Here is a 13163-nt window from a genome sequence, read left to right as displayed (position 1 = left end):
CAGGGCCCCGCGAGCCGCGAACGGCCCCTCGGGGTCGGCGGTCGTACTGTCGGAAGTCGTCACCGAGGAGGTTCTGATGCGCAGCGTGACCTATTCGATGAACGTGTCGCTCGACGGCTACATCGTCGGGCCGGACGGGGACTTCAACTGGTCGGAGCCCGACCCCGAGGTCTTCCGGTTCTGGATCGACGAGATCCGCGGGGTCGACGTCCACCTCCTCGGCCGGAGGCTGTACGAGACGATGCTGTACTGGGAGACCGCCGCACAGGACCCCGCGCTCGGCGCCGCCGAACAGGAGTGGGCGGCGCTGTGGAATCCACTCCCGAAAGTGGTGTTCTCCACGACCCTGTCGGATGTGCAGGGTAGGCGCGCCCGGCTGGCCTCCGGCGGGCTCGCGGAGGAGATCGAGCGGCTGCGGGCCGAGCCGGGCGAGGGTGAGATCGCGATCGGCGGTGCGACCCTCGCCGCCGCGGCGGCCGCCGCGGATCTGATCGACGAGTACCGGACCATGGTTCATCCGGTCCTCCTCGGCGGCGGCATTCCGTTCTTTCCCCGCGATGAACGCCGGGTCGACCTCGAACTCGTCGAGACCCGCACCTTCAACTCGAAAGTCGTCCACCTCCGCCACCGCGTGGCGCGTTAACCGGCCAATTCCCGCCACCCGCACCGATTCAGGCACGGAATTCCTCCGCACTGCCGCTACGATCACCGCATGCTCACCACCTTCCGGAGTTCTGCGCCGCCGCAGGCCCGCCCACGCCGGGCGCGGCTGTGGCGGCTTCTCTGGTCGGTGGCCGTGCTGCTCGGCGTGCTCTACACGCACGGCGCGAGCGGCGAGATCGTCGCCGAACACGTCTCCCCCTCCACTTCCGCGACCTCGGCGAGCCCCTCGACCGCCACAGCCCGGGTCGAACCGCCCGGCCACCACGGCGGGGACACGGCCGAGCACTCCGCGCAGGACTGCGCGTCCGGCCAGCCCCAGCAGGCGGCCGAGCCGGCCCCGCCCGCCCTGTCGCCGCTCGACTGCACGGCGCAGCCGGGTGCGTCACACGCCCCCGTGAAGTCCCGTTCCGCGCCCGTCGATTCACCGACCGCCGGACGAGATCCGGCCGTGTTGCGCATTTAGACCGAAGGGCACGTCTTTTCGAACCGGTCGCCGCGTATTCACCTGCGCGCCCACCGCTTCGCACGCCTCCGTCACTCGCGCACGGATTCTCGAATTCACGAATCCATCAGGCGTGAGTTCACAGACTCATGAGTTCACGGGTCCCGGTTCACGGATTCACGAGTTCACGCGTACGCACAGCGGCTTTCGCCTGCGCGGAAAAGCCCGCCCCGGCGGCAATTTCCCGTACGCCCCGGTGAATTCGGGGCGCGACCTCCTCCCCCTGCGGCATCCGTCCGTACGGAATTCCCGCGACGGAGTGCCGCCCCTTCAGCCAAGCGAAGGCACTGCCTTGAACATCCCCGTCACACACGCACACCCCCCGCTCCACCGTCTCCCGCACCTCCCTCCCCTCACCCGCACCGGCCAGGGCCTCGCCGGGCTCGTCGGGAACACGCCCGTCCTGCGGATCTCCGAGCCCCTGACCCCGGCCGGGCGCGGCTTCTGGGCGAAGCTGGAGGGACTCAACCCGGGCGGCATGAAGGACCGGCCAGGGCTGCACATGGTCGAACGGGCCCGCGCCCGGGGCGAGTTGACGCCCGGCGCCCGGATCGTGGAGTCCACGAGCGGCACCCTCGGCCTGGGGCTCGCCCTCGCCGCGATGGCGTACGGGCATCCGCTGACCCTCGTCACCGACCCCGGCCTCGAACCGTCCATGACCCGGCTGCTCGGCGCGTACGGCGCACGGATCGACGTCGTGCCCGAGCCGGACCCCGTCGGCGGCTGGCAGCAGGCGCGGCGCGACCGGGTGGCCCGGCTGCTTCGCGAGGAGCCCGGCGCATGGTGCCCCGACCAGTACAACAACCCCGACAACACGGCCGCGTACACCCCGCTGGCCCTCGAACTCACCGCGCAGCTCGGGCAGATCGACGTCCTGGTGTGCAGCGTCGGCACCGGCGGGCACTCGGCGGGGGTCGCGCGGGTGCTGCGCGCCCTGCACCCCGGCATCGAGGTGGTCGGCGTCGACACGATCGGCTCGACGATCTTCGGGCAGCCCGCGAGGCCCCGTCTGATGCGTGGCCTCGGGTCCAGTATCCACCCGCGCAATGTGGCGTACGGGCAGTTCGGCGAGGTGCACTGGGTGGCCCCCGCCGAGGCCGTGTGGACCTGCCGGCGGCTCGCCGCGTCCCACTACGCGACGGGCGGTTGGAGCGTCGGCGCGGTCGCGCTCGTCGCGGGCTGGCTCGCCGCGAACCGGCCGCCGGACGCGCGGATCGCCGCGGTCTTCCCGGACGGCCCGCAGCGCTATCTCGGCACGGTGTACGACGACGCGTACTGCGCTGCGAACGGGCTCCTCGACGCGGCCCCGCCCGCCGAGCCCGATGTGGCGGGGCGGCCCGACGAGAAGGAGTTCACGCGCTGGACGCGCTGCACGACCGTCGTCGACCCGCGCGCAGCCGAGACGGCGCACGGAACGGCGACTGCGGACGGCACGGCCGGCACCGACGGCACGGCGGCGGCAGGGGGCGAGCGGTGAAGGGCATGCTCGCGCAGGTGCGGTCGCACGATCGCGCCGTCCAGCTCCTGATGGTCAATCAGTTCACCATCAACCTCGGCTTCTACATGCTGATGCCGTACCTGGCCGCCCACCTCTCCGGCACCCTCGGCCTGGCCGGGTGGGTGGTCGGACTCGTGCTCGGCGTGCGGAACTTCAGCCAGCAGGGCATGTTCCTGGTCGGCGGCACCCTCGCCGACCGGCTCGGCTACAAGCCGCTGATCGTCGCGGGCTGCGCCCTGCGCACCCTCGGCTTCGCGACGCTCGCCCTGGTGGACTCGCTGCCCGCGCTGCTCGCCGCGTCGGCGGCCACCGGGCTCGCCGGGGCGCTGTTCAACCCGGCGGTGCGGGCGTATCTGGCGGCGGGCGCCGGGGAGCGCAGGGTGGAGGCGTTCGCCCTGTTCAACGTCTTCTACCAGGCGGGGATCCTGCTCGGCCCGCTCGTCGGCATGGTGCTGACCGGGGTGGACTTCCGGGTCACGTGCCTGGTGTCGGCGGGGATCTTCGCAGTCCTGAGCGTCGTGCAGATCCGCGCGCTCCCGGCCCGCCGCGCGGCCGCGCCCACGGGGGACGGCGGTACGGAGAGCGTGCTCGCCCAGTGGCGTGCGATCCTCGCCAACCGGCCGTTCCTGCTGTTCTCGGCCGCCATGATCGGCTCGTACGTCCTGTCCTTCCAGGTGTATCTGGCGCTGCCGCTCGAAGTGCGCCGGCTCGGCGGGGACGGGGAGTCCGGGACGGCCGCGGTGGCGTTGCTGTTCGCGGTGTCCGGGCTGAGCACCGTCATCGGGCAGACCCGGGTGACCGCCTGGTGCAAGGCCCGGATGGCGCCCGGTCAGGCCCTCACGTACGGGCTCACCGTGATGGGCTGCGCGTTCCTGCCGCTGCTCGCCGCGTCCGCAATCCCCGTACCGGACAAGGGAGTTGCGCTGTGGCTGCTCGCGGCCGTGCCGCCCGCGCTTGCGGCGCTGCTGCTCGCGCTCGGCACGATGATCGCGTACCCCTTCGAGATGGACACCATCGTGCGGCTCTCCGGCGACCGGCTCGTCGCCACGCACTACGGCCTCTACAACACGATCTGCGGCATCGGCATCACCCTCGGCAACCTGCTCACCGGCGCGGCCCTGGACGCCGCGCGCGCCGCGGGCCTCGCGGCACTCCCCTGGCTGGCGCTGCTCGCACTCGGCCTGGCCTGCGCGACATCCCTGTACGGCCTGCACCGCTCGGGCCGCCTGGCTTCCCCTGTCGCGGAACCCGCGCCCCGATAGGGGCGCGGGGAACTGCGCGCCCAGCCACGACGGCGCGGCAGACGAAGGAGACAGCGCCGCAGGCTTTCGGGAAGGGGCGGGGAGGGGATAGAGGCCGCTGCTACGGAGGACCGGTGTCCGCCGCCCACAAGGCGGCGGACACCGGCGCGGGCGGCGAGGGTCGCGCCCGGCACGCGCGGGCGGCCGTCCGCGTGCAGGGCGCGGGAGTCCAACGGCACGGCCGCACGCGCGAGTTCGGCCACTTCGCAGGCGGCCTGGGCCACGGCGAGGCGGGCGCGCAGGCCGTCCGGGCTGGGGTCGGCGCTCTCGTACCGCGTCATGGGCGCGCTCACCCCCGTACGAAGTAGAGGACGGTCATCGTCACGGCGATGGTGAGGATCACTGCGCGCAGCACGCGGTCCGGGAGGCGGCGGGCCACATGGGCGCCGGTGAAGCCGCCGGCGACCGCACCGGCCAGCATCCCGGCGAGGATCAGCGGGGTCGCGAGGGCGTCCGAGGCGATCAGGAAGAAGGCGGTGGCGCTCAGATAGACGGCGGCGAGCTGGGCGACGCGCATCGGGTTGCCGGTCGAGGGGTCGAGGCCGAGGCCGATGCTCCAGACGGCGAACATCATGATGCCTACGGCTCCGCCGAAGTATCCGCCGTAGAGGGCGAGGAGGAACTGGCTGGCGAGGACGGCCCGCGCGCTCATCCCGAGGGGCCTGCCGAGCGCCCCCGCGACCCAGCGCGAGAGGTGTCGGCCGAAGGCCAGGACGAGGGTGGCGAAGGCGAGCAGCCAGGGCACGGCCGCCTCGAAGGAGGCGGAGGGCAGGGCGAGGACGAGCAGGGCGCCGAGTCCGCCGCCGACCACGCTGACCAGGGTCAGAGTTGGGGTGGACGCCGGTCCTACGGGGGCGAGTTCGCGCCGGTAGACCCAGGCGCTCGCGACCGCCCCCGGCACGAGCGCGATGGTCGACGCGGCGTTGGCGGTCACCGGGGGCAGGCCGACGGCGACCAGGGCGGGCAGTGCCACGAAGGTGCCGCCGCCGCCGACGGAGTTGAGCATTCCGGCGACGACGCCGGCGAGCAGGACGAGCAGCGTCTCGGACATCGACCGAGCATCGCCCGGCGGCGGGCGGGCGCACAATGCGTGATCGCTGTACGCAGCCTAAGGCTGCGCCTGAGGCAGCGGCCTAGGCTGGCCGGTATGCGCTACGACCTGGACGACCTCCGCCTGTTTCTGCACATCGTGACGGAGGGCTCGATCACGGCGGGCGCGCGCCGGATGCATCTGAGCCTGCCCTCGGCGAGTGCGCGGGTGCGTTCCCTGGAGCATCACGCGGGCGTGACGCTCCTGGAGCGCGGGCGGCGCGGCGTGCGCCCCACGCCCGCGGGCGCGACGCTCGCGCGGCACGCGCGCGAGGTGCTCGACCGGACGGCCCGCCTGGAGAGCGCCGTCGCCGGCTACAGCCGGACCCCCACGACGCCCCTCACGCTGATCGCCGGCGGCTCGGCGATGCACCGGCTGGTGCCGCAGGCCCTGGTGTCGTTCCTGCGGGAGCACCCGAACGTCGACGTGACGCTGCGCGAGTGCCGCACCCCGCAGACCGTGCGGCTCCTCGCCGACGGCGAGGGGGACCTCGGGGTGGTGGTGGACGACGAGGCGCGCGACTGCGGGCTTCGCCTGGAGCCGCTCGGGGACGACTCGCTCGTGGTGGCGGGCCAGGCGGACGGGGTTCTCGCGGGCCGTACGTCGATGACGTACAGCGAGGTGGCCGAGCATCCGCTCGTCGGGCTCGACGCGGGCTCCTCGCTGCGGCGCTGGATCGACAAGCACCTGGGCCCGCACGCCCCGGCGGTGCGGCTCCGTACCAGCGTCGCGAGCCTGCACACCCTGATCGCCCTGGCCGCGGCGGGCGTCGGCCTCGCCGTGGTCCCGCGCCGCGCCGTCGACCCCGCCCTCCCCCTGGACGTGTGCGAGCTGCGCGAGCCCTGGGCTCGGCGCACCCATCTCCTCGCCCGGGGCGTCGGCGAGAGCCCGCACCCGGAGGCCGTCGAGGCGCTCGCCGAACATCTGCGGCGGGCCGCGGGCGGCGACCGCGAAGAGTGACCGGGGCACTGTGCAAGCGGCCGGAAGGGCCGATCCCGGGGCGGGGAATAACCCGGCGACCTGCTACGCTTAGCGTGTTAGTTGAAAGATGAACTAATACGGAGGTGGCTCCCATGCAGTTCGGGATCTTCACTGTCGGCGATGTCACGCAGGACCCGACCACGGGCCGCACGCCGACCGAGCGCGAGCGGATCAAGGCCATGGTCGCCATCGCGCTGAAGGCCGAAGAGGTCGGCCTCGACGTCTTCGCGACCGGCGAGCACCACAACCCGCCGTTCGTACCGTCGTCCCCGACCACGATGCTGGGGTACGTCGCGGCGCAGACCGAGAAGCTGATCCTCTCCACCTCCACCACCCTCATCACCACCAACGACCCGGTGAAGATCGCCGAGGACTTCGCGATGCTGCAGCAGCTCGCGGACGGCCGCGTGGACGTGATGATGGGGCGCGGCAACACCGGCCCGGTCTACCCCTGGTTCGGCAAGGACATCCGGCAGGGCATCCCGCTCGCCGTCGAGAACTACGCGCTGCTGCACAAGCTGTGGCGCGAGGAGTCGGTGAACTGGGCGGGCAAGTTCCGCACCCCGCTGCAGGGCTTCACGTCCACGCCGCGCCCGCTCGACGACGTGCCGCCGTTCGTCTGGCACGGCTCCATCCGCTCGCCGGAGATCGCGGAGCAGGCCGCGTACTACGGGGACGGGTTCTTCCACAACAACATCTTCTGGACGCCCGACCACACCAAGAAGATGATCGAGCTCTACCGCACGCGGTACGCGCACCACGGCCACGGCACCCCCGAGCAGGCCATCGTCGGCCTCGGCGGCCAGGCCTTCATGCGGAAGAACTCGCAGGACGCCGTACGGGAGTTCCGCCCGTACTTCGACAACGCACCCGTGTACGGACACGGGCCGAGCCTGGAGGACTTCACGCAGCAGACCCCGCTGACCGTGGGCTCCCCGCAGCAGGTGATCGAACGGACCCTGTCCTTCCGGGAGTACGCGGGCGACTACCAGCGCCAGCTGTTCCTGATGGACCACGCGGGGCTGCCGCTGAAGACCGTCCTGGAGCAGCTCGACCTGCTCGGCGAGGAGGTCGTGCCGGTCCTGCGCGAGGAGTTCGCCAAGCTGCGCCCGGCCGGAGTGCCGGACGCCCCCACCCACCAGTCCCTGCTCGCCGCCAAGGAAGCCGCCGAGGCCGCCGCCCCGGAGGCCGCGACCGCAGAAGGAGTGACCACCGTATGAAGCTGACCGTCGTATCGGCCGGGCTGAGCGTCCCGTCGTCGACCCGGCTGCTCGCGGACCGCCTGGCGGCCTCCGTGCAGGCGCAGGCGGCGGGCCCCGTCGAGGTGCGGGTCGTCGAGGTGCGGGAGCTCGCGACGGAGATCGCGCAGAACTTCACCAGCGGCTTCCCGGGCAAGGCCCTGTCGGACGCGCTCGACGCGGTGGCGTCGGCGGACGGACTGATCGTCGTCACGCCGGTGTTCTCCGCCTCGTACAGCGGCCTGTTCAAGTCGTTCTTCGACCTGATCGACAAGGACGCGCTCACCGGGAAGCCCGTGCTGCTCGCCGCGACCGGCGGCAGCGCCCGGCACTCCCTTGTCCTGGAGCACGCCATGCGCCCGCTGTTCGCGTATCTGCGGGCCATGACCGTGCCGACCGCGGTGTACGCCGCCTCCGAGGACTGGGGCGCGGCGGGCTTGGACGGGCGCATCGAGCGGGCCGCGGGCGAGCTCGTCGGACTCACGGAAGGCGGCCTGGTGAATCACGTGCCGGCCGCGGCCGGCACGGGCGACGACTTCGACGTGGTGCCGTTCGAGGAGCAACTGGCCGCGCTCCAGGCCGAGTAGCGCCTCCTGCGGCAGCGGTAGCAGTACGAGAAGGAAGGGAACAGCCATGACCGACGCGTTCGACAGCCTCGACAGGTTCGACAGCGTGGGCCCCGACGGCCGGGCCACCGAGGACCGCTGGGCCGGCGCGCTGCACCTCTTCGACGACGGGCCCGAGGCCGCCGTCACCCGCGAGGAGTCCCCGGTGGAGCGCTGGGAGCGCGCCGGGCTGCTGTTCGGGGAGAAGCGGTACACGGCGGCCGCGCGGCTGCTCGCCGAGGTGGTCGAGGAGTTCCCCGAGCACACGGCGGCCCGGATGCTGCTCGCCCGCGCGTACTACCACTCGGCCCAACTGCGCCGCGCCGAGGCCGAGTTGCGGATCGTCGTGGAACGTGACCCGGTGGACGCGTACGCCCATCTGATGCTGGGCCGCACCCTTGAGCGGCAGAGCCGGAAGGACGAGGCGGCGCCGTGGCTGCGGATGGCGGGGGCGTTCTCGCCGGAAGCGGTGGAGTAGGGCCCGCGGAACAGGGGCTGGTCGCGACGGCGGCCGGGTGCGTGCGCTGCACCCGGCCGCCGTCGCGCGTTCGTACGGGTCTGCTGTAGCGGGTCCGCGAGGTCGCTCTCGTGGGGGTCGACGTTCGCCAGGCTCAACCTCGACGTGGTGCACGGCCGGATCGTCTACGTCGAAGTCCTCGACCGCCCGCCGCTCCAGGACCGGCGCACCCCCCTCTGAGGCGCGGCGGCGTCCTCGTACCGGCTGGTCGTACGACGTCGGACCGAGGCCTGTTGGGTCTCTGCGCCGAGGCGGGGCGCCGACCGGCGCTCCTAGGGTCGTGGAGGTCTGTAGTGAATCCCGTACCGAAAGAGGAGTCCTCGTGATCGTGGTGACCGGCGCCACAGGGAACGTCGGCCGTGCCCTGGTCGAGCGGCTGGCCGGAGCAGGCCGGGCCGTGCGGGCGGTGAGCCGCAGTCCGGAACGGGCCGCGCTGCCCGCGGGCGTGGAGGTGGTGCGTTCCGACCCGGACGGCCTCTTCGACGGCGCTTCGAAGCTGTTCCTGCATCTGCAGGGCGCGACCGGCGAACAACTCCCCGACCTGCTCGAACGGGCGGCGAGGGCGGGCGTACGGCATGTCGTCCTGCTGTCGTCCGGCATCGTCGGGGCCGCCGACGAGGACGAGACGCATCCCATCCACGCCTGGCACGCGCAGGCCGAACAGGCCGTCCGTGACAGCGGGTTGGCGTGGACGTTCCTGCGGCCGAACGCGTTCGCCGCCAACGCCTTCCAGTGGGCCGAGCAGATCCGCGCGGGCGACTCCGTGCGCGCGCCGTTCGCCGGTGCGCTCGCGGCCCCGGTCCACGAGGACGACATCGCGGCGGTCGCGGAGCGCGCGCTGCTCGACGAGGGCCACGAAGGCGCCGTCCACCGGCTCACCGGCCCCTCGGCGACGACCAACGCGGCGCAGGTCGAGGCCATCGGGCGTGCGGTGGGCCGGGAGTTGGCGTTCGTCGAGATCTCCGTGGACGAGGCGGCGGAGACCATGTTCCCCGGCATGCCCCGGGACTCGGTGCGCGCGATCCTCAAGTCCACGGCGGAGAAGGGGTTTTCGCCGCCCGAGGTCACCACGACCGTGGAGCGGGTCACGGGCCGCCCGGCGCGCACCTTCGCCGCGTGGGCCGAGGACCACCGGGAGGACTTCGGGGGCGTCAAGGTGTGAGCGCCCAGCCGTAGGCGATCAGGGGACGGCAATCAGCTATCGGCTATCGGCTATCGGCTATCGGCTATCGGCGAGTGCTCTCACGCCACGTGCGCGACGACGAATCCGCTGCGCGGCCGGGTGGGCATGCGGTGCAGCGGGATACGGAGGTCCTGGGCCGGCACGTCGTAGGAGAGGCGGGACAGGCGGGGCAGCAGCGCGGCGAGCACGGCGACGGTGATGTCCTCGCCGGGGCAGCGGTGCCCGGTGGCCGCCTCGCCGCCGCCCTGCGGGACCAGCTCGTCCCGGCCGGGCTCGCGACCGGTGAACCGCTCGGGGTCGAACACGTAGGGAGATTCCCAGAGTTGGGGGTCGTGGTTCTGCCCGTACAGGTCGAGGAGGACGAACGCGCCCTCGGGGATCGGCTCTCCGTGCCACTCCAGGCGGCTCGGGGCGAGGCCGGCCACGAAGGGCGCGAAGGGGTAGAAGCGGCGCACCTCGTGGGCGAAGGCGCGGGCGTAGCCGCCACGGTCCTGCGCCAGCGGAGCCCGCAACTCGGGGTGCCGGTGCAGCGCGTGGGCGCCGAACACCGCGTACCAGGCGATGGCGGCGGTCGGGCGGAGGACGTTCAGGATCTCCACGGCCGCCGTCCGCGCGTCGAGGGGCGCGCCGTCGGCGTCACGGTGGGCGGCGACCGCCCGTACGACCTCGTGCGAGGACGAGAACGAGGACGAAGGAGCGGGTGAGGGAGTGGGCGACGCCGTACGGGAAGACGGTGCCGTACGGGAAGACGGTGCCGGGGTCTCCGTCAGCGCTCTGCGGCGCAGCTCGTCGACGAGGGCCGCGAGGCGTTCCTCCTGGCGGCTCCGGGCGCGCCTGGCCCGCCAGTGCCGGGGTCCGGCCGTGGCGAAGCCGTCGACCATGGCGATCAGATCACGCGCCAACTCCCGTACGTCCCGCTCCGGTTGGTCGGCGAGCGGCGCGCCCGCCCAGGTGCACACGGCGCGGGTGAGGAGCAGGCCGAACTCGTCGAAGAGGTGCACGCGGGGCCGGCCGCGCCACTCGCCGAGCGCGTGCTCCCACTCGACGGTCACATGCTCGACCAGGTCCTGGACGGCGGCCCGGTCCTTGAGCAGGTTGACGAAGAGCTCCTTGCGGGTGCGGTGCTCGGGGCCGTCGAGGGTGTGCACGGCGCCCTTGCCGAAGAGGGTGCTCAGGACGGGTTCGGGCAGCGCGGTCCGGCGGCGCACATGGTCCTCGTCGTAGAAGAACCGCACCGCCTCGGGGCCGCGCAGGGCGACGGCGGGTCTGCCGAGCAGTCGGGTGCGGACGGGGCCCGGTCCTTGACTGCGGGTCAGGTCGGGCAGCCAGGCGTAGCCCTGGCGCAGGAGGGCGAGCGACTCGTCGAGCATGGGTGACCTTTCGCCGGTCCCCTCACCGTAGGCAGCAGGAGGCGGGACCGCGCACGCGCAGACCGTCGCACGAGCGAACATCACGCCTGTGACCTGCACCTTCGCTTCGCGTTTGCTGCCGCGGGCACAGAAGAGCACAGTGGGAACCGAGCCCGAGAACAGCACAGCCACGGCCCGGCGGCCATGGCCGCGCCGGCCGCACCGGCCGCGGAGGAGTGCCGGGTGCCCGTACGCACCCGCAGCGTCCGGTTGTCGCCGCCTGCGAGGGGTACTCGCCGGGCGGACGAGATCCGCCCCTGCCGGCCCCGCCCCGATGTCTCACCAGGAGGACCGCATGCCTGCAGGCTCCAGCGCGAAGCGCGAGCGACAGTACGAGCACGTCAAGGAGAGCGCCGAGGAACGCGGAGCCTCGAAGAAGCGGGCCGAGGAGATCGCCGCCCGCACGGTGAACAAGGAAAGCGTCCGCGCCGGCGAGTCCCGCACCGCGAGCAGGACCTCGACCGAGGACCCCAAGTCCGCCCCCGAACGCGGCGGCCGGCGCTCGCACTCGGGCGCGCAGGGGCCCACCAAGGACCAGCTCTACGCGGAGGCGCAGAAGAAGAACATCGAGGGCCGCTCCACGATGAACAAGCAGGAACTGCGCCGCGCGCTCGGGCGCTGACGACGGCACGCCCCCCAACAGACACGCCCCAAAAAACAGCCCCCGACAGGAAGAAGGAGCCGGAAGCACGATGGGTAACCAGATGGACGTCGTCCGGGCGAAGCTCGCCCGCATCAAGGCGGCAAAGAAGTACACCGACGGCGTGGCCCTGCACCGCGAGGAGCAGAAGCAGGAGGGCCGTCGGGAGTCCGAGGAGATGCGCCGGGCCGAGGCGGCGGCGAAGGCCGAGAAGGCGGCCCGCCGCACAGCCAGGCATCACGAGGGCGACCGCCGCCGTTGACCGCCGGCCCGCTGACCCGCGACCGCGACCCGTCGACCCGGCCGGCCGACGCGCCGGCCCCCGAGAGGAGCGCCCCATGCCCGCCGACCCGGAGCCCGCGCAGACCTCGAAGCGCGAGCCCGACGCCGTACCGCACGATCCGCAGGACCAGCAGGCCGGCCAGGACGACCGCGGGAACGACGACCGCTGGGACGTCCCGACACCGGGCGGGGACCCGGACGAGAGCGGCTCCGAGTCGTCCCACGACGACGTGCCGGACACCGACGAGGCAGGCACCGGACGCAGAGGCGAGCAGCAGGGGCGGCCGGCGCCCCCTACGGAACAGCCCTCGACTCGTCCGGAGCCGCAGGAGCCATCCGGCTGAGGACCCTCAGCGGCTCAGATCCCTGGGGCCCCTGGGATCCCTGGGCTTCTCCCACGCCTGACGTTCCGCGTTCGCGAGCCACTTCAGGTACCAGTCGGCGTACGTGACCCGGGCCTCGCTCTCGCCCCACGTCCGCACCGGCAGGACGCCCTCGCCGACCGCGCGCACGTCGTCCCACATGGTGCCGCGCTCGTCGCCCGTGAGGGCGAGGACGGTGTAGTAGGCGCAGCCCTGTTCGCTGATGCAGAGGGTGCCGTCGGTCAGGTTGTCTTCCAGCTCGTCCCAGCGCTGGTCCCACTGCGCGTACTCCCGCCAGAACCTGTCCTGCTCCTCCTGCGATGCGCCGTAGTCGGCCGCCCGGGGCTCCAACTCGTAGTGGGCGTTCAGCTCTTGGGTGCGCTCGGGCCGGAAGGGGAGCGCGGCGGCGGGCAGGCTCCCCTCGGCATCAGCTGCGCCTTCGGCATCGGCTTCGGCTGCGTCGGGCACCCGGTCCGTGCCCGGCCGTGCGAAGGGGAACAGGCCGTAGTCGGGGCCCGCGCCGCCCGCGCCCACCTCCAGCAGGAACGTCCGGTACTCCTCCGGCAACCTCACCCCCAACTCCCGTTCCCCCTGGGCCACTTGCGCCTCGTCGAGCACGGGCATCAACTCGAACCGGTGCCCCGAATCCAGGAACTTCGCGCCGAACACCTCCTGCCAGTACGGCGCTTCGCGCAGGGCGAGCACCCGTTCCCGTACGCCGGTCCAGATGCTGTTCACGTATGTCTCCCCCGTCGGACCTCGCTCGCAAGGGTCGCTCCCCCGCGTCGCGTTGCGTCCATCTAAAACCCCACCCGTCACACCAGTCTCGGCACCCCGCGTTTCGGCCACCGTGCCGCCGTCCGTACCCGCGTCAGTACGGCGACCACGCGTT

General features: G+C 72.6%; 16 protein-coding genes. 13 read left to right on the top strand and 3 right to left on the bottom strand.

Annotation, left to right across the window (positions count from 1 at the left end):
• Positions 1-76: 76 nt before the first annotated feature.
• The 5 genes from QIS96_RS20415 (at position 77) to QIS96_RS20395 (ending at position 4272) form a co-directional block, all read left to right on the top strand.
• On the top strand, positions 77-643 hold the full coding sequence (locus QIS96_RS20415; protein ID WP_282544101.1) for a dihydrofolate reductase family protein: 567 nt from the start codon (positions 77-79) through the stop codon (positions 641-643).
• A 69-nt stretch (positions 644-712) separates the two neighbouring features.
• Positions 713-1126, top strand: coding sequence for a hypothetical protein (locus QIS96_RS20410; protein ID WP_282544100.1), 414 nt, complete (start codon positions 713-715; stop codon positions 1124-1126).
• A gap of 442 nt (positions 1127-1568) precedes the next feature.
• Positions 1569-2642: a PLP-dependent cysteine synthase family protein gene (locus tag QIS96_RS20405; protein WP_408907230.1), complete on the top strand. Its 1074-nt coding sequence runs from the start codon at positions 1569-1571 to the stop codon at positions 2640-2642.
• Positions 2643-2647: 5 nt separating this feature from the next.
• Positions 2648-3925, top strand: coding sequence for an MFS transporter (locus tag QIS96_RS20400; RefSeq protein ID WP_408907225.1), 1278 nt, complete (start codon positions 2648-2650; stop codon positions 3923-3925).
• Positions 3926-4038: 113 nt separating this feature from the next.
• Positions 4039-4272, top strand: coding sequence for a hypothetical protein (locus QIS96_RS20395; RefSeq protein WP_282544098.1), 234 nt, complete (start codon positions 4039-4041; stop codon positions 4270-4272).
• Here QIS96_RS20395 and QIS96_RS20390 read toward each other — a convergent pair.
• Entirely contained in the window at positions 4254-5015 is a 762-nt protein-coding gene (locus tag QIS96_RS20390; protein ID WP_282544097.1) for a sulfite exporter TauE/SafE family protein, read from the bottom strand. The genes QIS96_RS20395 and QIS96_RS20390 overlap by 19 nt on opposite strands.
• A gap of 96 nt (positions 5016-5111) precedes the next feature.
• Between QIS96_RS20390 and QIS96_RS20385 the strand changes: the two genes are divergently transcribed.
• The 5 genes from QIS96_RS20385 to QIS96_RS20365 all read left to right on the top strand — a co-directional run bounded on the left by QIS96_RS20385 (position 5112) and on the right by QIS96_RS20365 (position 9557).
• Entirely contained in the window at positions 5112-6014 is a 903-nt protein-coding gene (locus QIS96_RS20385) for a LysR family transcriptional regulator (protein ID WP_282544096.1), read from the top strand.
• A 113-nt stretch (positions 6015-6127) separates the two neighbouring features.
• A complete protein-coding gene (locus tag QIS96_RS20380) occupies positions 6128-7255 on the top strand; it encodes an LLM class flavin-dependent oxidoreductase (protein ID WP_282544095.1) in 1128 nt (375 codons plus the stop codon).
• Positions 7252-7860 (top strand): CE1759 family FMN reductase, encoded by a 609-nt coding sequence (locus QIS96_RS20375; RefSeq protein WP_282544094.1) that lies wholly within the window; start codon positions 7252-7254, stop codon positions 7858-7860. Before QIS96_RS20380 ends, QIS96_RS20375 begins: the two co-directional genes overlap by 4 nt.
• 46 nt (positions 7861-7906) lie before the next feature.
• Positions 7907-8356: a tetratricopeptide repeat protein gene (locus tag QIS96_RS20370; protein ID WP_282544093.1), complete on the top strand. Its 450-nt coding sequence runs from the start codon at positions 7907-7909 to the stop codon at positions 8354-8356.
• A 361-nt stretch (positions 8357-8717) separates the two neighbouring features.
• Positions 8718-9557, top strand: coding sequence for an NAD(P)H-binding protein (locus QIS96_RS20365; RefSeq protein WP_282544092.1), 840 nt, complete (start codon positions 8718-8720; stop codon positions 9555-9557).
• 80 nt (positions 9558-9637) lie between these two features.
• Here the strand turns inward: QIS96_RS20365 and QIS96_RS20360 are convergent, their stop codons facing one another.
• The gene (locus QIS96_RS20360) at positions 9638-10948 is read right to left on the bottom strand and encodes a cytochrome P450 (protein WP_282544091.1); all 1311 of its coding nucleotides are present in this window, start codon (positions 10946-10948) and stop codon (positions 9638-9640) included.
• A 334-nt stretch (positions 10949-11282) separates the two neighbouring features.
• On the opposite strand from QIS96_RS20360, the gene QIS96_RS20355 reads away from it, so the two are divergent.
• The 3 genes from QIS96_RS20355 to QIS96_RS20345 all read left to right on the top strand — a co-directional run bounded on the left by QIS96_RS20355 (position 11283) and on the right by QIS96_RS20345 (position 12253).
• Entirely contained in the window at positions 11283-11609 is a 327-nt protein-coding gene (locus QIS96_RS20355) for a plasmid stabilization protein (protein ID WP_282544090.1), read from the top strand.
• Positions 11610-11679: 70 nt separating this feature from the next.
• On the top strand, positions 11680-11889 hold the full coding sequence (locus QIS96_RS20350) for a hypothetical protein (RefSeq protein ID WP_282544089.1): 210 nt from the start codon (positions 11680-11682) through the stop codon (positions 11887-11889).
• A 76-nt stretch (positions 11890-11965) separates the two neighbouring features.
• The gene (locus tag QIS96_RS20345; protein ID WP_282544088.1) at positions 11966-12253 is read left to right on the top strand and encodes a hypothetical protein; all 288 of its coding nucleotides are present in this window, start codon (positions 11966-11968) and stop codon (positions 12251-12253) included.
• Between the two features lie 6 nt (positions 12254-12259).
• On the opposite strand, the gene QIS96_RS20340 is transcribed toward QIS96_RS20345, so the two are convergent.
• Positions 12260-13009 carry an SMI1/KNR4 family protein gene (locus tag QIS96_RS20340; RefSeq protein ID WP_282544087.1) on the bottom strand — a complete coding sequence of 250 codons (750 nt, stop codon included), beginning with the start codon at positions 13007-13009 and terminating at the stop codon, positions 12260-12262.
• Between the last annotated feature and the right edge of the window lie 154 nt (positions 13010-13163).

This window comes from Streptomyces cavernicola (assembly GCF_029968035.1).
Classification (GTDB): Bacteria; Actinomycetota; Actinomycetes; order Streptomycetales; family Streptomycetaceae; genus Streptomyces; species Streptomyces cavernicola.
Note: the sequence above shows the minus strand (reverse complement) of the source record. Positions and strands in the feature narration are given on the sequence as shown.

Excerpts from the sequence above, each read along its gene's own strand:
- QIS96_RS20390 (WP_282544097.1), bottom strand. The coding sequence starts at position 5,015 with ATGTCCGAGACGCTGCTCGTCCTGCTCGCCGGCGTCGTCGCCGGAATG.
- QIS96_RS20370 (WP_282544093.1), top strand. The coding sequence starts at position 7,907 with ATGACCGACGCGTTCGACAGCCTCGACAGGTTCGACAGCGTGGGCCCC.
- QIS96_RS20415 (WP_282544101.1), top strand. The coding sequence starts at position 77 with ATGCGCAGCGTGACCTATTCGATGAACGTGTCGCTCGACGGCTACATC.
- QIS96_RS20350 (WP_282544089.1), top strand. The coding sequence starts at position 11,680 with ATGGGTAACCAGATGGACGTCGTCCGGGCGAAGCTCGCCCGCATCAAG.
- QIS96_RS20410 (WP_282544100.1), top strand. The coding sequence starts at position 713 with ATGCTCACCACCTTCCGGAGTTCTGCGCCGCCGCAGGCCCGCCCACGC.
- QIS96_RS20355 (WP_282544090.1), top strand. The coding sequence starts at position 11,283 with ATGCCTGCAGGCTCCAGCGCGAAGCGCGAGCGACAGTACGAGCACGTC.
- QIS96_RS20385 (WP_282544096.1), top strand. The coding sequence starts at position 5,112 with ATGCGCTACGACCTGGACGACCTCCGCCTGTTTCTGCACATCGTGACG.
- QIS96_RS20375 (WP_282544094.1), top strand. The coding sequence starts at position 7,252 with ATGAAGCTGACCGTCGTATCGGCCGGGCTGAGCGTCCCGTCGTCGACC.
- QIS96_RS20380 (WP_282544095.1), top strand. The coding sequence starts at position 6,128 with ATGCAGTTCGGGATCTTCACTGTCGGCGATGTCACGCAGGACCCGACC.
- QIS96_RS20345 (WP_282544088.1), top strand. The coding sequence starts at position 11,966 with ATGCCCGCCGACCCGGAGCCCGCGCAGACCTCGAAGCGCGAGCCCGAC.
- QIS96_RS20360 (WP_282544091.1), bottom strand. The coding sequence starts at position 10,948 with ATGCTCGACGAGTCGCTCGCCCTCCTGCGCCAGGGCTACGCCTGGCTG.
- QIS96_RS20400 (WP_408907225.1), top strand. The coding sequence starts at position 2,648 with ATGCTCGCGCAGGTGCGGTCGCACGATCGCGCCGTCCAGCTCCTGATG.